We start from the raw sequence: 21,897 nt of genomic DNA, 5'->3' as shown, positions 1-21,897 counted from the left end.
ATTTGCTAATTTCCAAGTTGTTTTATAGCAATTTGCTTGGGTGTTTAAAGAGAAAAAACTGGTTGAGGTAATTAGGTTGAATATAAGTATTTGAGAAGTTGTAAAACTTATTAAGTTTCATCAATTATATCTGTGCCTTTGGGAGGTACGAAGTTGAAGTCATCATTTTTTATATTAGATATATCGGTTTTAGTGTTACTAAAATTTATTTGAGTATATTGATGTAAAGATGTTGAAATATCTAAGTAATCTAGATGATTTTCATCGGTGAATTTTATAGTTAAGCTAGTTATCATCTCATTGTTTTTTGGCTTTAAGATATAAGTATTATTATTTTTTTTATATATATTAAACATTTCACCAATATTCTCAGTATTGTCTGCTAGTAATATCAAATAAGGAAATTGAGCAATATTATCAGATACCTTTTTAACAATTAGTTGCTCAAGGTCGCTATCATAAATCCAAAGTTTTTTACCATTTGATACAATTTCTTGTTTATTAGGGGACTGTGTTACCCATTTAAAAAAGTGAGGTTTTTTTAAGAGTATAAAGCCTTTTGAGCTAATATTATTACTGCTTTGTCCATCAATTAGCTTTTGTGTAAAATCTGCTGTCATTGAGTCTATATTGTTTAGCTTATCAATCAAGCTAATAGAATCAGATTTAGCAAAGCAAGTGCTAGTGATTAGTATTAACAATATGTATAAAATGGCTTTTCTCATTAATTTTCTCTCTTTATAAGTACTTCACGCATACCATTTGAATTCATTTCTGATACTATACCGTTTTCTTCCATCTCTTCCATAAGTCTTGCTGAGCGGTTATAGCCAATTTTGAGCTTACGTTGTATTGCAGATATAGAAGCTTTTTGAGTTTTAATAACTATTTCAACAGCTTCATTATATAGAGGATCTTCACTTTCTCCACTAGAGTTTGAAGCTCCATCATTACTGTCTTCGGTGGATTCTAGTATACTTTCAATATATTCTGGGGCACCATACTCTTTCCAAGCGTCAACAACTTTATGGACTTCATTATCATCCACAAAAGCACCATGGATACGCATAGGGGCACCAAACCCTGGTTTTAGATATAGCATATCACCTTGACCTAATAGTTGTTCAGCTCCTTGTTGATCTAAAATAGTTCTAGAGTCAATTCTTGAAGAAACCTGAAATGACATTCTAGTAGGAATGTTTGCTTTTATAAGACCAGTTACTACATCTACTGAAGGTCTTTGAGTCGCTAAAATTATGTGTATTCCAGCAGCACGAGCTTTTTGTGCAAGTCTTGCTATTAGCTCCTCGACTTTTTTACCAACAACCATAATCATATCAGCAAACTCATCTGCGACTACCACTATATATGGCATTTTTGTTAAAGTGGGCGCTTCGTGTGCTCTTTCTGGATTCATCTTTATGAACATAGTATCTTTTAATGGGCGTCCTGCTTTTTCAGCTTGTTCTATTTTGTCATTTAAAAGAGCTATATTACGCACTCCAGCAGCTGACATAAGAGCATAACGGCGCTCCATTTCCTTGACACACCAGCGTAGTGAGTTAGCAGCTTCTGTCATATCTGTAACTACAGGAGTTAATAAGTGAGGTATGCCATCATAGATAGAAAGCTCTAACATTTTAGGGTCAATCATTATAAATTTTAATTCCTCAGGAGAGCATTTATAAAGCATACTAAGAATCATGGCATTAACACCTACAGATTTACCAGATCCTGTAGTACCAGCAACTAGTAAATGAGGCATTTTTGCAAGCTCAGCAAATGTAGGCTTACCAGAAATATCTACACCTATCCCCATTAAGGTAGGAGCTTTTGATTTGATAAACTCAGGAGCTGATAATACTTCTTTTATACGTACCATTTGGCGATATGAGTTTGGTAGCTCTAAACCAACATATGGCTTACCTGGGATCACCTCTACAACACGCACAGCGGTGGTTGATAAGGCTCTAGCTAAATCTTGAGAAATATTTGTAAGTTTACTAACTTTAGTACCTCTAGCTAAATCAATTTCATATCTAGTAATTACAGGTCCTGGGTATGCTGCGACAACTTTTGCACTAATATTAAAATCATTGAGGGTTTGCTCAAGTAAAGAAGATGTTTGCTTAAGCTCCTCTTGCGAGACTACGGTTTTTTTCTTCTCAGGTTCTATAAGTAAATCAAGAGATGGTAGATCATTTTTTTTAAGAGCAGTATTCGCTTTCGCTGAGCTTTGTACCGTTGTTGAGAAAGACGTTTTTTTTACAAGTTGTTCTGTAGTATTAATTTCTATTTCATTTTTTTTATCTATAAACGTAAGTTCACCCGAAGCTTTTTTATTGCTTAGGATTTCTCTAAAGACATCTTCTTTGGGGTTTGTAGTGTTTTTTATTTCTAAAGAAGATATTTGGTTTTGACCTTTAGCTAGAGGTTTTGTTTGTTGTGTATCAAATTCGTTAAAATCATTTGGATCTGATATTTTATAATTATTAGATCTTGTTTTAGTAATATAACTAATACCTTTTGTTAAAGAGAGGATTATAGTTTTAGTCAGATAAATCCATGTGGTTCCACAATAAAGGGTTAGTCCCACAAAGAGTGTAACTAGTAGAGCAACTGATCCACCAACCATACCTAGGTACTTAGTTGTAAACTTAACAACTTCGTAGCCGATGATTCCGCCGGAGCGTTGAGGCATCCAGTAGTTAGCGAATCCTAGATATAATTCAGCAAGTCCATCACAAGCGAATATAAATGCAATTATCCCTAATGCTTTTATCACTACCATGAGGTAATTAGGGATTTGACTTGGCTTTTTTAACAGAAGGACCCTAATGCAATCAATAAGTAAAAATGGTAGTATGAAACCAATAATACCAAATATTGATAAGATAACACTAGCAACGTAAGCACCTACTGGACCAGCGTAGTTTTTAATATAAGGCTCTGAAGAAACACTACTCCAACCCGGGTCATTTATATTGTAACTAAAAAGTGCTATAAATAAATATATCACAGTGGCAGTTAGAATGACTATTAGAGTTATTTTGAGCCGTCCAGTCGCATGATTTGTTTTTTTAAGCTTACTATCTGTCATATTTTTGTATAAAATTAAAAATTAAAATAATAAATTAAACTAATAAGTATTCTAGCAAAAAAAAGCTTAAAAATGTTAGAGTCTTTAGTTTATATGTAAGTAAACTTATAAAATCGAGATTGTTAAGGAGCTGTTTTGATAAGATTTCATATAGCGTTAGGTGTTGTTGTCTGTTTTATTGCTTGGGTGTTTTTTTTAATTTTACCTAACTTGGATATAACTATAGCTGGTCATTTTTATAATTACTCAACACAAGAGTTTATCGGTAGTTATGACGGTCTTTTAGGGTTTTTGCATCTTTTTGCTAGATTTTTTCCTATTATTTTTTCTGTTGGAGTAATTTTATTTTTGCTTGGATCTTTATTTATTAAGGCTTTGCAAGTCAAGTATAGAAAAGAAGTATTCTTTATAGTTGTTTGTTTATGGGTTGGACCGGGTTTGGTTGTTAATTATATATTTAAAGATCATTGGGGCAGGCCCAGGCCTGAAATGGTGCAAGAGTTTAACGGTGATAAGATTTTCCAAAAACCGTTTGTAATATCTTCACAATGTAATAAAAACTGTTCTTTTGTTTGTGGTGATGCTTCGATGGGTTTTTGGCTATTTGCCTTTATGCCTTTGTTAGCTTCTAGAAAAAAGAAAGCCTTAGTATTTGCTGCAGCAGTAGTTGCTGGTGGCGGTTTAGGTTTGATGAGAATCGCACAAGGTGGGCATTTCTTTAGTGATGTGGTGTTTTGTGGGATATTTGTTTATATATGTACATGGATGGTATATTGGATTATGTATCGCTCAGGGGACAGAAAGACGGATGTCAAATAACAGGGTATAAGTTTTATAGTATGCGATTTACAAATTTTTTTATGCTGGAGTTTCTTCATGGCTCTAAATTAACCTTTAAACAAAAAATATAATTGATTTATTGAGTATTAATAGACATAATGAAGTTAGTAAATTAGTAAATAAAAAATGAGTATGTAAGATGGATTTAGGTTTTATTTTTATGGCAGAGGTTTGGAATATTTAGAAAGAAGGTAAAACTTTCAACCTTGCTTTCTTTTCTCATGTTATTTTTACCTAATAATTCCCTTACAAACTGATGCCTAAATATGGCAAGTAAATTTTATAGTTTTATTTTTGTAATAAAGCTTAAAAGCTATATATGTAGTTTAAGGAGAAAAATATAAATGTCAGAAAGTCTTAGTCGTAATTTACAAAGTCGTCATATGTCAATGATAGCCTTAGGTGGCTGCCTTGGTACGGGATTATTTTTAGCTTTAGGTGGAGCTATAGCTGATGCCGGACCTGGTGGAACTGTTTTAGCATATACCATAATAGCTATTATGGTATATTTTTTAATGGCAAGTTTAGGCGAGATGGCAGCTTATAATCCAGTTGCAGGTACTTTTTGTGAGTATACTACAAAATACGTGGATCCTGCACTTGGGTTTAGTACAGGTTGGAGCTATTGGTTTAATTGGGCAATTACTGTTGCTACAGAGGTTATTGCTGCAGCGATAATTATTCAATATTGGTTTCCTGATACTTCTATATTGTTATGGAGTTCCTTTTTTCTCTTAATTATCTTTTGCTTAAATTTGTTTTCAGTGAGAGTGTATGGTGAATTTGAATATTGGTTTTCTTTTATAAAGGTGTCTACTGTTATTATATTTATCATTGTTGGAGGATTATCAATATTTGGTTTAGTTGGAAATCATACAAATGTTGGTTTTAATAATTGGCATATAGGAGACGCTCCTTTTCATAATGGCTTTTTTGGATTTATGGCTGTGTTTATGATAGCAGGTTTTTCTTTTCAGGGTAGTGAGCTTGTCGGTGTAACAGCAGGAGAAGCAAAAGACCCTAAAACTTCTGTGCCTAAGGCAATAAAACAAACATTCTGGCGTTTGGTTATCTTTTATATTTTTGCAGTGATAATTATTAGTTTCTTGATCCCGTATAATGATCCTAATCTAGTAAGTGTAGCTAATGAGTCTCATAGCGATATTTCTATGAGTCCATTTACTATAGTTTTTAAAGCTGTTGGGTTATCATCAGCAGCTACTATAATGAATGTTGTGATTTTAACGGCGATATTATCTGCTTGTAACTCTAGTATGTATAGTGCTACTAGAGTTTTATGGCATTTGGGTAAGATTAACCATGCTCCTAGAACCTTTGCAATTACTAATTCTAAAGGCACGCCAATGATGGCGTTACTTGCTACATCTTTGATAGGTAGTTCATTTTTTTTAGTGTATTTTGTGGGAAGTAAGGGTATATTTAATTGGTTAGTAAACGTTTCTAGTCTTGCTGGTTTTTTGGCATGGTTTAGTATAGCAATTAGTCATTATAGGTTTAGAAGAGCATATATAAAACAAGGTAAAAGCTTAAAGGATTTGCCTTTTGTGGCGAAGTTTTTCCCGTGGGCACCTTTGATTGCCTTAGCTCTTGTAAGTATAATTATTCTCGGGCAAGGTATAAATATCTTTACAAACCCTAGTAAGAGCTGGCTTGGAGTTAGTATAGAGTTTTTTTCGACCTACATTGGATTTATAGCATTTGTAGTATTATATTTGGCGTATAAGTTTATTAAAAAGACAAAACTGATAAAATTAGAGGATTGTGATCTGACATCTCAATTATAGAGAGACTTATGAATACATTTTTTATCGAGGGTAAACAAGGCCGTATAGAAGTAGCTCATGATAAAATCAAAGAGGCTAGAGAGGGTATTGTAGCGGTTATATGTCATCCTCATCCCTTATACCAAGGTAGTATGCATAACAAAGTAGTTACTACCATCTCTAGAGCCATGAAAACTTTTAAGATAGAATCATATAGGTTTAACTACAGAGGTGTAGGGGATAGCCAGGGTGAATATGGTGAGGGTTTAGGCGAGCTTGAAGATTTGCTTGTGGTTTGCAAGTGGATAGAGCAAAATACAAGTGTTAAAAAAATAATCTTATGTGGTTTTTCTTTTGGTGGAGCTATAGCATACAAGGGCGTAAGTAAACTAGATAATGTAGTATCTTTAATTACGATAGCTCCAGCTGTAGATAGATTTAATTTGTCAAAATATCCAGAACCAAATTTACCTTGGTTTTTAGTTCAAGGAGTAGACGATGACATTGTTAATCCAAAATCCGTTTTTGATTTTGCTATTAATAAGGTAGAGGCCGATCTAGTAATGCTCAAAATGAATCAAGTTGGACATTTTTTTCATGGTAAATTAACTGATTTGAAGAAAAAAATAGAAAATTTTATATCTCCTATTTTGAGCGATTTATAACTGTAAAACAATTAAAAAAGGATCTGTAAATGAATAGAAAAGTAGCTCTTGAGGCGGTTAGAGTAACGGAGTTGGCAGCTTTAGCATCATGGAGTCAAATGGGTAGAGGAGATAAAATAGCAGCAGATCAAGCTGCTGTTGATGCTATGAGAAATGCCCTTAATGAAGTAGATGTTGATGGTACGGTTGTTATCGGTGAAGGAGAGCTGGATGAGGCGCCTATGCTATACATAGGTGAAAAGGTAGGCAGAGGTGGACCAAAGGTAGATATAGCTCTAGACCCTCTAGAAGGGACCACTATCACGTCAAAAGGTGGGCCAAATGCTCTTACAGTTTTAGCTATGGCTGATGAAGGAGGCTTTTTGAACGCTCCTGATGTATACATGCAAAAAATAGCAGTCGGAGGTATAACAGCTCCTAAAGGGATAGTAGATTTAGATGATTCTGTTACAGAAAATCTTAAACGGATAGCAGAATATAAAGGCGTGCATTTATCAGCGTTGGTTGTGTGTACTATGGATAGGCCGAGGCATGCTGATATTATTAAAGAAGCAAGAGCGTGTGGTGCTAGGGTTATATTGATAGATGATGGTGATGTTTCAGCAGTTATTTCAACGGCTACTGAAGGATCTGGAATAGACGTATATATAGGTACAGGTGGAGCTCCAGAAGGCGTTTTAGCAGCTGCAGCCTTGAAATGCCTAGGTGGGCAGATGCAAGCAAGGCTCGTATTTAATAATGATGAAGAAATTAAAAGAGCTTATAAATGGGGTATAACAGACCTTAATAAGAAATATGATATAGATGACTTAGCATCAGGAAACATTATATTTGCTGCAACAGGAGTTACTGATGGTAATATGCTAAAAGGCGTTAAGAGAATAAACAGTTCTCGCAGAGGCTCATTTGCTGTAACTCATAGCATAGTTATGCGCTCAACAACAAGAACAGTGCGTCATATAACAGCTGAACACAGTTTTGACTTTAAAGACGGTGTTGAGAAGTTTATGGCTTAAATTTTTTTTGATTTTTTTTATTTTTATTTTTAGTAAAAATATTTTGAGTATTATATGACATAAATTTTACTAGATTGGGGTTTTAAAAAGCCTGCTAAAATGTTAATTTTTAATCAAGTGTGATAATTAATTAGAGGCTCTTGATGAATAATATACAAATACTTTGGATAACTTTTATTGTTTACATAGTTATTATATTTACTATAGGTATTTATTCGTATTTTCAAACAAAAAAAGTTTCTGATTATATGCTTGGAGGTAGATCTTTAAGTGCTCCGATAGCGGCATTGGGGGCTGGTGCTTCTGATATGGGCTCTTGGCTATTATTAGCTTTACCTGGTGCTTTTATGATATATGGTTTTAACCAAATATGGTTACCTTTAGGGTTAACTATAGGAGCTTTTATAAATTGGGGTGTTATAGCTAAAAGATTAAGGATATACACTGAAATAGTAAAAGATTCGATTACAATACCTGCTTATTTCGAAAATAGGTTTCATGATGATAAAGGAATACTTCGTTTTGTTACAGCTATAGTTATAGTAATGTTTTTCACGATTTACGTTGGAGCAGGTTTTGTATCCGGAGGAGTATTGTTTGGCTCTATGTTTGGTATTTCATACCATCAGGCTTTGCTTCTTACTGCTTCAATAATGTTTGTTTATACATGTGTGGGCGGTTTTTTGGCTATATCTTGGATAGATTTTTTTCAAGGAACTTTAATGCTATTTGCTCTTTTAGTGGTACCAATTGTTGTATTTAGTAATTTTGGTGAAGCAGATATTATGAGTGCTCTTTCAAATATAAATATATCTGGATTTTATGATATTACGGCTGGTGTTCCTATTATTACAATAATATCTCTATTAGCTTGGGGTTTAGGGTATTTTGGTCAACCACATATTATTGTTAGATTTATGGCTATAAAAGACCCAAATAAAACTTCTAAAGCAATGTGGATATGTATGTCATGGATGATAGCTGCACTCGTAGGCGCTGCTTGTATTGGTATATTAGGAGCTGCTTACTACCAAGCAGAAAAAATAAATCCAGAATCAGTTTTTCTTAGATTATCAGCGGTGTTTTTTAATCCTTGGATAGAAGGGGTTTTACTCGCAGCAGTACTTTCAGCTGTTATGAGTACATCGTCAGCTCAATTATTGTCTTTATCTAGTGCTTTTTCTGTTGATGTATATGCTAAATTTTTTAGGAAAAAAGCCTCGCATACCGAGCAGCTGAATGTAAGTAGATTGACTGTTTTAGCAGTAACTATATTGGCGATTATTATCTCTTATAATCCAGAGAGTAGTATATTAAATCTAGTTAGCTACGCTTGGGCTGGCTTAGGTAGTTCTTTTGGTGCTGTAGTAATATTTTCATTATTTTGGTCAAGAATGAATAAGTATGGTGCTATAGCTGGAATTATTTCAGGGGCGTTTATGGTTTTGATATGGCCACTGTTTAAAAGTTTTGGGGGATGGTTTGAGATTTATGAGATGGTTCCTGCGTTTGCGCTTAGTTGTGTTTGTATAGTTATCTTTAGTTTAGCAACTTCAAAACCAGAAAGCTCAATTACAGCTGAATATGAAAAGTATAAGCTGGCTTTATAGATTTATTTATTGAGGCTATTAACTCTTTTAAGTAAAATGTAGCAGCATTTTGCTTAATTATTAATATGAAAAATATTGTTTTTACTCTTGATGAGAGTATATTGTACTACTTATCATTAATAATTATTGGCTAACTTTTTCACACTTAAAGTGCATAATATCATAATATTTATTTATATTTATATTTATTTTCAAATGTGGTAATGTATAATTAAAATTCTAATTACATATATTAAGTTACTATTTTATGGTTGATGACCTATATGAACTCATTACTACTAATTAATGGTAGTAAGTTAAGTGTTAAGAGAAAGGTTCTTGAAAGGTGAAAAATATGATTAGGAAAAAAGGTTTTTCATTATTGGAAGTGTTAATAGCATCAGCATTAGTTATATTTTTGTTATTTGCAGTATTCTACGCTATTGGTAATCTTTTATCAGGGTCTATTTTGGCTGAGAAAAAAGTTAAGCTAAATAGTGAGCTAGATGATAGGATTAACCATTTTTTTATCACTGGAACATTTGATGATAGTACCTCTGGAGAGATGGATTTTGCTAACAGTGGAGAAAGTGATAGTATTCTAACTTTTACAGGAACCAATTCTAGTTATAATATTAGTGTAACTAAAAGATTGTTCAAATTAGATGAAGCTGAAAATAGTATTAATTCAAGTGGTAGCTCAAAGGTAGTTATATGTCATAAACCTGGCACTGGAGCTCAAAAAACTTTAACAATACCAACTCCTGCTTTAAATGCACATCTTGGTCATGGTGATTATATAGGAGCTTGCTTAAGTAGTTAGGCAAAATAAGATTAAAGTAGAGTGAAGAAAAAAAGGATCTATTAAATGTATGCTAGGAAAAACTTAGCAAGGTTAAGAAAGGGCTTGACGTTAGTAGAATTATTAGTCTCTACAGTAATTGCTATGATAGTTTTTTCTATGGTTATAACTATTTATTACACAGCAAAGACTAAATATAACTCTTTCAAAGATAAACTATCTATTGAAGTCAAAGAGTTAACTATTAAAAAGACTTTGTACGATTTTATCAAAAATACTGGGTTTGCATGTAAGTTTGGTTATAGTAGTCAAACTTATTATGATAAAACTGGGGACTCTTTAGATAGTTTTTTTTTAGGAAATTCGGGATTGCGTGTAGGCCCTTTACCATTAGATAGTAATAATATTAAATCTTCTTTAGGAAGTAGCTGTACCAGTAACTGTTATCAATCAGGAACTAACTATATAATGGTCAAAAAAGAAGATAGTCATACTAAACTTAAAGATACTAACATTTTGTCAACAATATTAAAGCTTGACTCTTTGGACAATCTATCCGTAGGTGTGTACATGGCTTTATGTAATAAAAGCGATATTAACTTAACTAAAGTATCAAGTATAGATAGTAATACCAATACGGTCGAATTAGCTTCTGCACCTAATAGTATATATTACGCTGGTGATTATGCTGGAATATACCGTTTAGAAATCCTTTATATTAAGGCTACAGGAGACCAAGATACAAACGGTAATGATATTTATTCCCTATATGTGTACATAAAGACTAATAATTCTAGTGGTAATACATATGAGCTAGTACGAGGAGTTAAAGATTTGCAAGTAGAGTATGCTACTATAAGTAATGGTAATATTACTTGGAATTCAGTATCTACCGATATGGATATTAAAAGAGCAGATTACCCAGCATTAAAGATATCATTTACAATTGATGGTGAAGCATTTAGTAAGGTGGTAGTCCTGTAGGAGTTATATGCTAAAGTCTAAAAAGTTAAAGGGTTCATCATTGCTAACGGCTCTTATATTTGCTTTTGTATTGATGGTGATAATATCTGCTCTTGCTTATAACTTTAGGATCAGTGCACTTGCAGTAAATACATTGGTGAGTAAGGAGGAGAACATAAATGTTGAAGAAGGATATATAGATGACATTTTTGTAACACACGACGTAGCAAACACCTTAGATGAATCGATAGATGAATCAGCAGGAAGTTTTAGGTTTTTGACAACTCATAACTCTACTATTCCAGGATTTTCTTTTGAAAACATAAATGCAGAGCTATATCAAGCTGATCCATATTTGCTAAGTAGTAATCTTACTTACCAGTTTTTTTATAACAACGTTGTCGAATCCACTACAAATCTTATATTTAATAGCTTAATTGGTGATATTATGATTCAGTATAGTGATAATATTTATCCTTTAAATGTGCCTTATGTTAACTCTGATAGTATAAAAGACTCTTTAGTTATTAATTATAAGTTAGATAATGGTGGTAAAATTGTAAGTAATAAAAGAGCTTATATAGGTTATATTGAAAAAAATAGCAACAAATTAGATATAAAAGCTAGCGGTACTGATTCTAGTGTTACAGTACCAGCTGATTTGTCTATAAGTGATTATAAGTTTAGTGTGGGATGGGATCTTAAAAGTGGCAACTGGAATATTTTTTTAGCTGTTTATGATAGTGATAAAACTTATACATCTTCTACAACTTTAGACAATTTAGTGGATAATGCATCTCAAGCACAAGTTGATTTGGCAAATTGGCAACAAACAGTGATGCCTAGTGGTAGTGGGATAGTTAGTGGAAGTACGGTACTTACTAAATGGTTTCAAGACTCAAGTGTTGATATTCCTAAACTTTTAATTCTAAGGAAAGTTATTAGGTCAGAAGGTGGTCAAGATGTATATGACTTAGATGTACATTCAAGTACTTACGATGCAAATTCCAAGGTATTCACAGCTACTTCACCAGCTAGCTTTAGATCAACTAGTGATTTACTTAGTTCTAATGTGACAGTAGCTTTGCCTGATAATTTGTTTACTTTAGATGTTGTAAACCCTTTGGTGCAAGAAGGGCGAAATTTTATGACATATGACCCTATTAATTATAGTTTAAGTAGTGCTACACAGCTTGCTATTAGTTCAACAGGTACACCAGTTATTCTTAGAAAGAATAATACTGATTTGTATTATATAATCTTTAATGGTAGTCAGTATTACCAATACAATTATACAGGCAGTGCATTTAACGGTAGTCAGCATGTTGATTACTCTGGCGAAACTATTAACAAAATAATAGCTAAATTTGAAGCCTTGTTTATATTTACGGACCAGTACTTGAGAGTCAATGACTTTAGCACCAATACTTTAAGTATACTATCTATAGATAGTACAAAAGAATATCAAATACTCCGAGATGATAATGGCCAGATATATGCTATGCCAGATGGTTTGGCTTGTAATATCAATAATAGTTGTGATTCAAATAGTAGAGTTTATATAGATACGGGTTGTTCTACTTATTGTGACGAAATAACAGCTTTAAATGGTATTTACCAGAATCTAGGTTTGGTATATAGAAGTCTAGTGTAGTGCTAATAAAAAATCTTATTTCATAACATTTACACCAAATAATCATTAACTTCTGCCTTTTAGTTAAAGGCTTATTCTTATCGATAAATACAGTATATATCATATGACCACAAATGTCTTGGTATTGGTATAACATATATAGCTAATTCGAAAATATTTGGTTAAATACATGAGAAATAGCATCAGCTAAATTTTCAAAATTATTATTAATCTTCCTAAGCATTCTTTTAAAATTAGCCCATACCTTTTCAATAGGGTTTAAGTCAGGAGAATAAGCAGGAAGGTATAAGATTTGCACATCAAATTTTTTAGCAATGTCCACTAATTTAGGAGATTTATGAAAGCTGGCATTATCCATTACTACAGTTGTTTTGGGTTTTAGTGATGGACATAAATGTCTTTCAAACCATTCATTAAATATTTGAGTATCAGTATAACCACTATATACCAGTGGAGCTATAATATTCTTATCAAAATAGTTATATCCAGCAATAATACTCTTTCTTTGAGTCTTATATGCTATAACTTCTCCATAACTAGGCTTACCAACAAGTGACCAGCCTCTTAATACTGATAGCTTATTATCAACACCCATCTCATCAAGATAAACAAGTAGCTTTGGGTCAATAGATTTAAGAATATTTAAATATCCTTGTCTATCTTGTTCTTTTCTTTGTTTATATTTTGGCGTCTTTTTTAAAACTAAAACCCAATCTATTTAAGCAATCATAGAATGTGCTTCTAGGAAGATCTGGAGCTAAATATTCTCTAATTTCCAGAGCATTAGCATCAGGATTAGTTTGTAAATATTCTTCTATTGCTTGTTTATCAGTAAAGCTTGCTTGTCTTCCATTATTAAATCCTAACTTAGAGCTATAGTTATCTGTAGTTTTATAACTTTCAACCCAACATCTAACTGTACGTATATCTATGCAAAAAAATCTCTTAGCTCTTTTAATGTGAATTCTTTTTATATTTATTGATTACTATATCTCTAAAATCTTGGCTATAATGCTGGCATCTTTTTTCGATTTATTATAGCATATTAGCGGAAATATTTCGGATTAACTATAGATAAATTTACCTTTTTATTGGTATTAATTAATATCTTTAATAAAATTTTATATAGCTTAAGAGTTTGGTGAATTTAGAACCTAAATCGTTGAGGTTTAGTTTGAGGTTTAGTTTGAGGTTTAGCCCCGGTTTGGGGTAATCCAATTTTATTATCTACGACAAAAGGTTTCTTATTATTTTGAGAAAATGTCTGTTTGCTATCTGTAGACTTCTGGTTTACATTACTTGGAGGAAATGTCTGTAGAAAAACTTTTGGAGCTGCCTTGTTTGAAGTTTTAAACCAAGGGAACCCTGTTTTAATATTTCTTAGCGGTAGTGAGTCACCGAAGGCGTTCATTTCAGCGGTATCCATTTCAGCTACTAAAGAATAACTCGAAAGGGCCGTAGCACCTGTTAATACCTTTTGGTTGATTATTGTAGGATCAAAATCATTAGGGTTGGCAGGATAATATATGCAACGTTGACCTAAGCTTCCATCAAAAGGTGCAGAGTATTGAAAGCTGTAAAAACTATGTTTGAAGTCAGGTTGCACTTTATACCAACAGTCAGTTAGAAATTTTAGATATTCCTTAAGGCCTGCTAAATCTTGGATTGGTTGACAATCGTGCGAACGGGCCTCAAAAACTATATCTTTACTTTTAATACGGTCTGGGTTTCTATTATCCATCTGGTTAAGAATTTTGTTACTAACTTTATTAATAACACCTTTCTTGTCATACATTGGGTTTGGATTATTAATACGAGATTTTTTTATAATTTCTTCATCAGTAGTGTAAAAAACGGCTGATAATGTTTTTGAAATAGGACTAATAGGGTCATCAATAGGAAGTGAATCCTGGAATTCCCCAGACCATTTACCTTGATTAAATTTATTTAAAATTGTTACAGCTTCTGATAGCTCCAGGTCATAATCATTATATTTAGTAACAAGTGATTGTATCTCCTGGTCTGATGATATAATCGCATCAAAGGCAGCACCAACCTTTATAGATTTATCAATTTTTTGTCTATCTAAATTGTTTGTAGTTTGTTCATCATTCTTAGAAAAATAACTCCACCCTAGTTCTGTATCAGGAGTGATCTTTCGTTCAGGAGTACTGAGCACTTCACAAATAAAACTCTTCAAAGACGATGCATTTTGTTTGATGTAATCTTGATCTCTATGATTAAGTGAAATGTAGTAAGCGATAACGCTATGAGTTTTACATAACATAGGGTGATATTGTTTCTCTTCGCCAATAACGAATTTTCTGACATTAACTAAATAGTCATGGTAGTGGTTACGACACCATACCGCCCAAATGAAAATAAAAAGAAAACCTTTGACACGATTCATTTCACGTGGCTTAATCGACGTTCCAGCTTTGAAAATAGATGAAGAAGTAAGAAAAAAAGAGTTAATGCGTTTAGCAATTTCACACCAAGAGTGATAAGCAAAAGGCGAACGACCAAACAAACCTTTTAATCCATCAAAAATAGCTGGATTACAAATGTGAGAAATAGGGATACTCCCATTACTTTGTATACTATATTTACTAGCCCATGAGTTTTTATCAGCAGCATATTTAACAGTACATGGGTTAATGGTATCATAGATATAATTATCCCAATGGTATTGGTCTTGCAAAACCTCTTCAGCTTCCGTGAAAGATGTAGTTAAATCTGTTTTTGGAGCTATATCTTTGTCTGGGTCTTTATTAATTTCCCATTTTTTTATCCGGCCGCATAATTCCTGAAAAGTAGAGCTATGAGACTCCAGTGCGGGGAATATGGTACTGAGACCTTTCTCCTTTAAAAGAGGAACTAAAGGGTTATCATTGACCGATAGCCCACATAAGTATTCATACCACTGTTTTATTGTCCTCCGTTTAGAATAGTGAGTTTTAAGGTTCGGATCTTTAATAAAAGCATTTGCCTTATCAACTGGTCGCATTAAAGCAACACCCTGAGATAGAGTCTTACTGCTAGAATGTTGTTGTTTAAAATCATTAATAAAGGAAGTGTATTCTAAGATGTAACTAATTTCTAGGAATTGAAAAACATCTGCTATTGTTTCATATACATTAACCATCGAATTAGAATCTTTGCGATTCATATCTGGAGTAGATTTTATCTCTATGATAGCTTTGTGTAATTCGCCTGGCCATAATTTACTAATCACGGCCGTAGGATAGCGATCAATCATGGTTTTAATATCTCGAGCAGAGTGATCGATTGCAACTTCTATACGTAAATCTTGAGATAAAGAGATTTCAAATAGCTGGAAATCATAATCATAATCCTCATCACTGCTGATGTGTTCGCTAGCTAAGTATTGATGAGGATTTCTACATAATAGTTGTATTTCACGCCCTTCTACTTCAAATCCAATGCTCATATTTGTCTTTCCTTATTGGTTTCTTGTTGGTAACAACAACTCTAAATTGCTTCTTTTTTCTTATTATCCAATTTGCAACTTATATAGATATATTACACCTTAAAGAAACCATTTTATATACATAAAAATTGATAAGTAGTGTATGTTTTTTGATAAAAAATGTAATTATATTGCTTATCTTTAATAGACTTCCTCGGAAAGTAGATTTTACGTAAAATTTAATATAAAAAAGCTTTGTAGTTGTGTATGAAATACGAACAGAGAAAAAGAAAAGCTTTGCTTAAAAAGGACTGTTGATTTCTTAAAAAAGGACTGTTGATTTAATATCTTCTTCTTAACACTTAATGTGTTCCAAATAGGAGGGTATGATCATATTGCAAAAAATTTTGTCCATGGGAAATGGTTATAAAAACAACCGTCTCTAATTTTTTATTTATATACAGAGAATTTTTTTTTAAAAAATCTACAAATTTAGTTATACTAATAGCTTATAATGTAACGTCTAGAAAAAGTATTTTTTTATTTTATGATTTTTTATAATTCCCTATCAGGTAAAAAAGAGGAGTTTAAGCCAATTACTCCTAATAAAATCAAGATGTATACATGTGGTGTAACAGTATATGATGACTGCCATATTGGTCATGCAAGAACTTATATTGCGTTTGACGTTATAAATAGGTATTTTAAATATCGCGGCTTTGACGTAACTTTAGTGAGAAATATCACAGATATTGATGATAAGATTATTACTCGTGCTAAGCAAAATGATGAATCAACCACTGAGCTTGTAAATAGAAATATCAAAGCTATGCATGAAGTTTTTGATAAACTTAATATCCTTGTCCCTGATAGTGAGCCTAGAGCTACAGAAACAATCCCTGAAATGATAGCTATGATAGAAGACTTGATAGAAAAGGGTTATGCCTACCAAGGAGCAAATAAGGATGTATTTTATCGTGTAACTAAATTTGTCGACTATGGTAAGTTAAGTAAGCAAAATCTAGAATCTTTGCAACAAGGAGCTAGAGTTGAGGTTACTGATGAAAAAGAAAACCCTATGGATTTTGTACTTTGGAAAGCAGCTAAAGAGGGTGAGCCAGTTTGGGATTCACCATGGGGAGAAGGTCGCCCTGGTTGGCATATAGAATGCTCCGCAATGGCAAAAAAACTTTTAGGTAAGAGTTTTGACATCCACGCAGGCGGCTCTGACCTTAGGTTTCCTCATCATGAAAATGAAATTGCTCAGTCAGAAGCTTGTAATGAGTGTACTTTTGCTAACTACTGGTTACATTCTGGCATGGTAAAAGTTAATGCTGAAAAAATGTCTAAATCGTTAAATAATTTTTTTACCATAGTGGATGTTTTACAAGAATATCATCCAGAAGTTGTTAGATATTTCTTAGCTTCGACTAATTATAGAAGTGAGATTAATTATTCAAAGGAAAACTTAGACAACGCTAAAGCTTCTGTTGAGAGATTATTTAATGCTCTTAGAGATATTGAGCCTATAGAGGTTAATTTGCCAGATGATGCTTGTGAATATGAGCAAAAGTTTATAAAGGCAATGGATAATGATTTTAATACTCCAGAAGCATTGGCGGTTTTATTTTCATTAGCTAAAGAGATAAATACACTCAAGGCAATAAATAAATATAAAGCTAGTGGCTATGCTTATTTGTTACGTAAACTATGCGATGTGTTGGGGATTTTATTTACAGATATAGAGGATTACTTTAAACATACTAGTGATGAAGATGTGAATATCGAGCAAATAGAGGAGTTAATAGCTAAGCGTATACAAGCTAAGAAAGATAAAGATTATGCAACAGCTGATCAAATAAGAAGCCAGCTACAACAACAAGGTATTATGTTAGAAGATACAGCCACAGGCACAACTTGGAAAAAAGGATAGTTAATGTTTAGCAGAGAAAAACATAAGGATATTTTAGAAAATCTACACTCTATTAGAGACTATATCCGTTGGGCAATTTCAGAGATGACTTTGCAAAAGGCTTATTTCGGTCATGGTTCAGAGTCTGTGTGGGATGAAGCTGTACATTTGGTGCTTTCGGCAATAAATATATCTCATGATATTGATAGTAATATGATTAGTGCAAAGTTGCTTACCGAAGAAAAAAGCAAAATTGTAGATTATGTTTACCAGCGAGCATATAAACGTAAACCACTACCATATATTCTTAAAAAAGCATGGTTTGCTGATATGGAGTTTGACATAGATGAAAGAGTGATTATCCCTCGTTCACCTATAGCTGAACTTGTTCGTAATGATTTTTCTCCGTGGATAAATGACGTTGATGAGATTAGTGAAGTACTTGATTTATGTACAGGTAGTGGTTGTATCGGTATTGCTTGTTCAGATGTTTTTGAAAAGGCAGATATAACTTTGGTGGATATATCTGATGGTGCTTTAGAGGTAGCTAGACATAATATTGCAAAGCATAAGTTAAATGATAGAGTAAAAGCTATAAAATCAGATTTATTTAATAACTTGGAAGGTAAAAAGTTTGATGTAATAGTTTCAAATCCACCTTATGTTGATAGAGATGATCTAGCAAGTATGCCAAGAGAGTATCACTATGAGCCAAAGCTTGCTTTAGAGGCTGGTGATGATGGTTTAGAACTTGCTAAGAGAATTATTCTAGAGGCTGATCAGTATATGACTGAAAATGGGGTTTTAATTGTAGAAGTTGGAAATAGTCAGTATGCTTTGATGGAGATGTGCCCAGATATCCCATTTACTTGGTTAAGTTTTAGTGAGGGTGGCGATGGTGTATTTTTACTTACATACGCTGAGTTAGTTAAATATAAAGAGCTTTTTAAAGAGTATTTTCAGAAGTTTTAGTATAAAAAGCGTTAACTTAAGTAAGTAAGGTTTAGTACAGTCTTATTATTTAATAACTATGTCAGGAAAGAAGTGTTTAACACACTTAGTGTAATCTCCTGGTGTAAATGCAGAAAACGGAGTTTGGTATCCTACTAATTTACATGTATAAGATTCATTTTTAGGGTTTTCAGCTACCCAACTATCGTCTTTTTCCCAGTAAATGTTAATAGCTCCAGCACCATTAGCATTAAAAGGTTTCATAGCTTTACAACTAAAAACCTCATCTGCAGGCATATCTACTTTAAGGTATTTAGCGAAGTTTTCATAATAGTTGATACGGTTTTTAGATTGGGGAGCCTCTATACCCTTTCCACATTCTACACCACCATTGATGATCTGAGTTGTTACACCAAATCCTGGAAGTAAACCATTAGCTTTATCAGCAGTATTTGGCTCCCATGTTCCATCAATTACATGCAGCATGGATGGCTTTGGTGGTTGTGGGTAAATAAAAAAGAATACTGCAGAAGCTAAATTTAACCAAGTATCAGCAACTAGTTCTGGATTATCTAATAATACCCTTACATCACCAAACATTGCTTGTGAGAAAGGACCGTAGTTATAGTTATTACTTAGTTGTTTTGCCCCTCTACCGAAGTACGATTTGAATGTACCATCTTCGAATTTACCGCAAGGCCAAGTTTCACCTTGCCATGTTGTTGGATCGCATTCTTGGTTATAGCCATCTCTAGATTCTTCAGTAAATCCAGATTCACGTAAGAAAACTAAACCTTGACGCCACTCAGGAGTGATGCTAGATTTAGAAGCATCGTGGCCGCCAGTCTCCTGAGTAAAGTGAGCAAACATAGTAGCTAGTGATTTACGACATATTGCCTCAGCATCTCTGCCATCATTATAACTACCACAGAAAGCTGGAAACTTAGCTACAGCTTTTAGAAAATTTTCATAGCTGTATTCAGGAGCTCTATCAGGGAATAGGTAATTCCAATTTGCTTCAGAGATTATCTTTTCAACTAGCTTTACATTTTCCGGGTTGCTAGTAGCTTTAGCTTTGACGGCCTCAACAGTTTCGTTATCTCTAGTTTTAATAGAGCTTTTTATTTGTAGCAGTTTTGGATCATTAGTTAACTCAGCTTCTTTAGCATCTAATTCTTCTTGGGTAGTAACGTATTTATCACTTGAATTTACAGGAGCTATTGAATTACTTTGGCTATCCTGGTCAACATAATTTTCATATATTGAAAGATCAATACCTCTACTTTTATCAAATCCATCTATATCATATGCCTGAGTATATGATGCTGTACTTATTAGAGCTAGAATAGTAGTTGCAATAAGTTTCATTTTTAGTTTCATAAGTTTTTCCTGCTTTAAATTGTTATTAATAATTTGCATAGGTAAATATATAGATTAGGCGTGTTACTTTATATGTGGCAAATTTGATAAGGTATAGAGAGTTTTTGATAGGGTTTAGTAGTAGATAACCTCTATTTCACCTTCAAAACTATTTGGAATTATTTTGAGTTTTGAGTTTATATTAATTATTCTCAGTATAATTAATTAAGCTAAAGCCAGTCATTAGATGAGAAAAAGCAGGGTGATAAAAATATAAATTTAATTAGTTAAATTTTTTAATTAAATTTATTTAAAATAATATATATGTTAAAATAATTTATTAACACTTAATGAATGGTCATGATGCTAATTGGATACATACGTTTCATATTAGGAAATACAAATAGTCAAAAACATTTACAATTTAATGCTTTAAGAGAATATGGAGTAGGGAAAAAAGATATATATAAGGATTATGTTTTTGGCGATGAAGCTAAAATAGAAGGGTTAAATAAAGCTATGAAGCGTCTTCAAAGAGGTGACACTCTAGTAATGTGGAGCTTAAATAATTTAGCTGAATCTTATTCTCAGATTATAGATATAATAAAAAAGCTTAGTGAGAGAAAGATAAGATGCTTTTTTATCAAAGAAAATTTTGATACCATAGTGTTTGTAAACTCACATAGCTCTTATATGTTTTCTTGGTTTGCTAAACTTGAACAAAAATTAACCCAAGAAAATTTATATTTAAGCTCATGCGCGGTAAGAAATAAAAAATTTGGAAATAGCTATAATCCGAGTATTAACGAGTTTAAATTAATGAACGGTGAATTACCTAACCAAGTATTTGGTAATTTCTCGCTTTCACCATTTTTAGCTTCTAGACCGAAAGGCACAATGAAAGCTTCTATGTTAGGCATGGCTAGAGCACATTTACCTTCAAATTTCACTGGAACAAATAAAAGTGTTTTAGGAGGTGGAGTTGGCGGTCTTCCTCCTAATCAACCTCCTGGTGGAGGAGATAAGAAATCAGGAGGCACTTATTCTCGTGTTAAGAAAAAAACTCTTAGAGTTGTACCTTTTCAAACATATAGGTTAAGGCTTATACCAGGAGGGCCTTATACACATTTTGTTGACTTACCTGATTTAAATAGTCCACACGCAGAAAATTTACTGGTAGAAAGAGAGTATATTATCTATGATATCCAAACTGAAGAACCATACTTTATTGGTTCATTTAATTTGAGTCAAGATAGAAATTCAATACGTGCTATTATGGACTCTTTTTCATACTATCATAATGGCATCGGTTATATTTTTGATCGGGTGGAGGAGAGTAATGATCGAACAATTTTTAATGTTAATTATGATAGTGTTTCTAATCCAGTAATAATTTCCTGTGAAAAGAGTCGTGATTGGATAGATGGCCCAATTAATGATAATGATAGATTTTTTGAGATACCTCTTATGAATATGAGCCGTATTAGTTATAGAATAAGTTATTTGGGTGCTACATGTGTTTTGGATGTAGAAGGCTTGTTCGGAGATGGTTATATTGATGAGGAGGAGAATGTGGATAATTTTAACCTCAAAGAAGTGGACACCTTTAATTTGTCTCATCTTTTTCATAATATACGTGCAATTAGGTTTAGAGCCTTAGCTAACTATGTTGTACTAGAGTGTAGACATAGATATACAGGCCAATGGGTAAATACTGGAGTTAGGGTGCCTTCAATATCTTTACCACAAGTTAATAGAATTTTCTATTTCTAACAAAAAAGTGTAAGTCTTTTGGTTACTCAAATCAGATTTTTATATTATAAATACTAGGG

Annotated in this window: 14 protein-coding genes and 3 pseudogenes; 11 read left to right on the top strand and 6 right to left on the bottom strand. The window is 32.8% G+C overall.

What is annotated here, in order from left to right:
- Positions 1-110 precede the first annotated feature (110 nt).
- The 3 genes and pseudogenes from lolA to FRA_RS06895 all read right to left on the bottom strand — a co-directional run.
- Complete coding sequence (lolA, locus tag FRA_RS06905) at positions 111-725, bottom strand: outer membrane lipoprotein periplasmic chaperone LolA (protein WP_035720220.1); 615 nt, start codon at positions 723-725, stop codon at positions 111-113.
- A pseudogene (locus FRA_RS06900) lies at positions 725-2,251 on the bottom strand (DNA translocase FtsK); the annotation flags it as partial. The pseudogene FRA_RS06900 and the gene lolA, both read right to left, overlap by 1 nt.
- Positions 2,252-2,457: 206 nt before the next feature.
- Positions 2,458-3,100: pseudogene (locus FRA_RS06895) on the bottom strand (DNA translocase FtsK 4TM domain-containing protein); the annotation flags it as partial.
- 135 nt (positions 3,101-3,235) lie between these two features.
- On the opposite strand from FRA_RS06895, the gene lpxF reads away from it, so the two are divergent.
- The 8 genes from lpxF to FRA_RS06855 all read left to right on the top strand — a co-directional run bounded on the left by lpxF (position 3,236) and on the right by FRA_RS06855 (position 12,413).
- Positions 3,236-3,919 (top strand): lipid A 4'-phosphatase LpxF, encoded by a 684-nt coding sequence (gene lpxF, locus FRA_RS06890; protein ID WP_035720217.1) that lies wholly within the window; start codon positions 3,236-3,238, stop codon positions 3,917-3,919.
- A 365-nt stretch (positions 3,920-4,284) separates the two neighbouring features.
- Positions 4,285-5,745: an amino acid permease gene (locus FRA_RS06885; protein ID WP_035720216.1), complete on the top strand. Its 1,461-nt coding sequence runs from the start codon at positions 4,285-4,287 to the stop codon at positions 5,743-5,745.
- 8 nt (positions 5,746-5,753) lie between these two features.
- Positions 5,754-6,389, top strand: coding sequence for an alpha/beta hydrolase (locus FRA_RS06880; RefSeq protein ID WP_035720215.1), 636 nt, complete (start codon positions 5,754-5,756; stop codon positions 6,387-6,389).
- A gap of 29 nt (positions 6,390-6,418) precedes the next feature.
- On the top strand, positions 6,419-7,405 hold the full coding sequence (glpX, locus tag FRA_RS06875; RefSeq protein ID WP_035720213.1) for a class II fructose-bisphosphatase: 987 nt from the start codon (positions 6,419-6,421) through the stop codon (positions 7,403-7,405).
- A gap of 143 nt (positions 7,406-7,548) precedes the next feature.
- Positions 7,549-9,015, top strand: coding sequence for a sodium/proline symporter PutP (putP, locus tag FRA_RS06870; RefSeq protein WP_035720211.1), 1,467 nt, complete (start codon positions 7,549-7,551; stop codon positions 9,013-9,015).
- Positions 9,016-9,349: 334 nt separating this feature from the next.
- Positions 9,350-9,817, top strand: coding sequence for a PulJ/GspJ family protein (locus tag FRA_RS06865; RefSeq protein WP_051686774.1), 468 nt, complete (start codon positions 9,350-9,352; stop codon positions 9,815-9,817).
- 45 nt (positions 9,818-9,862) lie between these two features.
- Positions 9,863-10,780, top strand: a complete 918-nt coding sequence (locus tag FRA_RS06860; RefSeq protein ID WP_035720209.1) for a prepilin-type N-terminal cleavage/methylation domain-containing protein — start codon at positions 9,863-9,865, stop codon at positions 10,778-10,780.
- 7 nt (positions 10,781-10,787) lie between these two features.
- Positions 10,788-12,413, top strand: coding sequence for a hypothetical protein (locus FRA_RS06855; RefSeq protein WP_035720208.1), 1,626 nt, complete (start codon positions 10,788-10,790; stop codon positions 12,411-12,413).
- Positions 12,414-12,555: 142 nt separating this feature from the next.
- Here the strand turns inward: FRA_RS06855 and FRA_RS06850 are convergent.
- Positions 12,556-13,445: pseudogene (locus FRA_RS06850) on the bottom strand (IS630 family transposase).
- A gap of 115 nt (positions 13,446-13,560) precedes the next feature.
- The gene (locus tag FRA_RS06845; protein WP_035720206.1) at positions 13,561-15,864 is read right to left on the bottom strand and encodes a hypothetical protein; all 2,304 of its coding nucleotides are present in this window, start codon (positions 15,862-15,864) and stop codon (positions 13,561-13,563) included.
- 526 nt (positions 15,865-16,390) lie between these two features.
- Between FRA_RS06845 and cysS the strand changes: the two genes are divergently transcribed.
- Together cysS and prmB are read left to right on the top strand one after the other, a co-directional pair.
- Complete coding sequence (gene cysS / locus FRA_RS06840) at positions 16,391-17,776, top strand: cysteine--tRNA ligase (protein ID WP_035720204.1); 1,386 nt, start codon at positions 16,391-16,393, stop codon at positions 17,774-17,776.
- Between the two features lie 3 nt (positions 17,777-17,779).
- Positions 17,780-18,727 carry a 50S ribosomal protein L3 N(5)-glutamine methyltransferase gene (prmB, locus tag FRA_RS06835; protein WP_035720203.1) on the top strand — a complete coding sequence of 316 codons (948 nt, stop codon included), beginning with the start codon at positions 17,780-17,782 and terminating at the stop codon, positions 18,725-18,727.
- 45 nt (positions 18,728-18,772) lie between these two features.
- On the opposite strand, the gene FRA_RS06830 is transcribed toward prmB, so the two are convergent.
- Positions 18,773-20,086, bottom strand: a complete 1,314-nt coding sequence (locus FRA_RS06830) for a chitinase (protein WP_321174117.1) — start codon at positions 20,084-20,086, stop codon at positions 18,773-18,775.
- 339 nt (positions 20,087-20,425) lie between these two features.
- Here FRA_RS06830 and FRA_RS06825 point away from each other — a divergent pair, with 339 nt between their 5' ends.
- Positions 20,426-21,838 carry a recombinase family protein gene (locus FRA_RS06825; RefSeq protein WP_035720202.1) on the top strand — a complete coding sequence of 471 codons (1,413 nt, stop codon included), beginning with the start codon at positions 20,426-20,428 and terminating at the stop codon, positions 21,836-21,838.
- Positions 21,839-21,897 lie beyond the last annotated feature (59 nt).

The sequence above is a fragment of the Allofrancisella heilbronnii genome, from assembly GCF_000710735.2.
GTDB classification, from domain to species: domain Bacteria; phylum Pseudomonadota; class Gammaproteobacteria; order Francisellales; family Francisellaceae; genus Francisella; species Francisella frigidaquae.
Note: the sequence above shows the minus strand (reverse complement) of the source record. Positions and strands in the feature narration are given on the sequence as shown.

What these genes read in the sequence shown, in the direction of transcription:
- FRA_RS06845 (WP_035720206.1), bottom strand. Translation starts at nt 15,864, where the DNA reads ATGAGCATTGGATTTGAAGTAGAAGGGCGTGAAATACAACTATTATGT.
- FRA_RS06880 (WP_035720215.1), top strand. Translation starts at nt 5,754, where the DNA reads ATGAATACATTTTTTATCGAGGGTAAACAAGGCCGTATAGAAGTAGCT.
- cysS (WP_035720204.1), top strand. Translation starts at nt 16,391, where the DNA reads ATGATTTTTTATAATTCCCTATCAGGTAAAAAAGAGGAGTTTAAGCCA.
- lolA (WP_035720220.1), bottom strand. Translation starts at nt 725, where the DNA reads ATGAGAAAAGCCATTTTATACATATTGTTAATACTAATCACTAGCACT.
- glpX (WP_035720213.1), top strand. Translation starts at nt 6,419, where the DNA reads ATGAATAGAAAAGTAGCTCTTGAGGCGGTTAGAGTAACGGAGTTGGCA.
- FRA_RS06830 (WP_321174117.1), bottom strand. Translation starts at nt 20,086, where the DNA reads ATGAAACTAAAAATGAAACTTATTGCAACTACTATTCTAGCTCTAATA.
- putP (WP_035720211.1), top strand. Translation starts at nt 7,549, where the DNA reads ATGAATAATATACAAATACTTTGGATAACTTTTATTGTTTACATAGTT.
- FRA_RS06855 (WP_035720208.1), top strand. Translation starts at nt 10,788, where the DNA reads ATGCTAAAGTCTAAAAAGTTAAAGGGTTCATCATTGCTAACGGCTCTT.
- prmB (WP_035720203.1), top strand. Translation starts at nt 17,780, where the DNA reads ATGTTTAGCAGAGAAAAACATAAGGATATTTTAGAAAATCTACACTCT.
- FRA_RS06825 (WP_035720202.1), top strand. Translation starts at nt 20,426, where the DNA reads ATGATGCTAATTGGATACATACGTTTCATATTAGGAAATACAAATAGT.
- FRA_RS06865 (WP_051686774.1), top strand. Translation starts at nt 9,350, where the DNA reads ATGATTAGGAAAAAAGGTTTTTCATTATTGGAAGTGTTAATAGCATCA.
- FRA_RS06885 (WP_035720216.1), top strand. Translation starts at nt 4,285, where the DNA reads ATGTCAGAAAGTCTTAGTCGTAATTTACAAAGTCGTCATATGTCAATG.
- FRA_RS06860 (WP_035720209.1), top strand. Translation starts at nt 9,863, where the DNA reads ATGTATGCTAGGAAAAACTTAGCAAGGTTAAGAAAGGGCTTGACGTTA.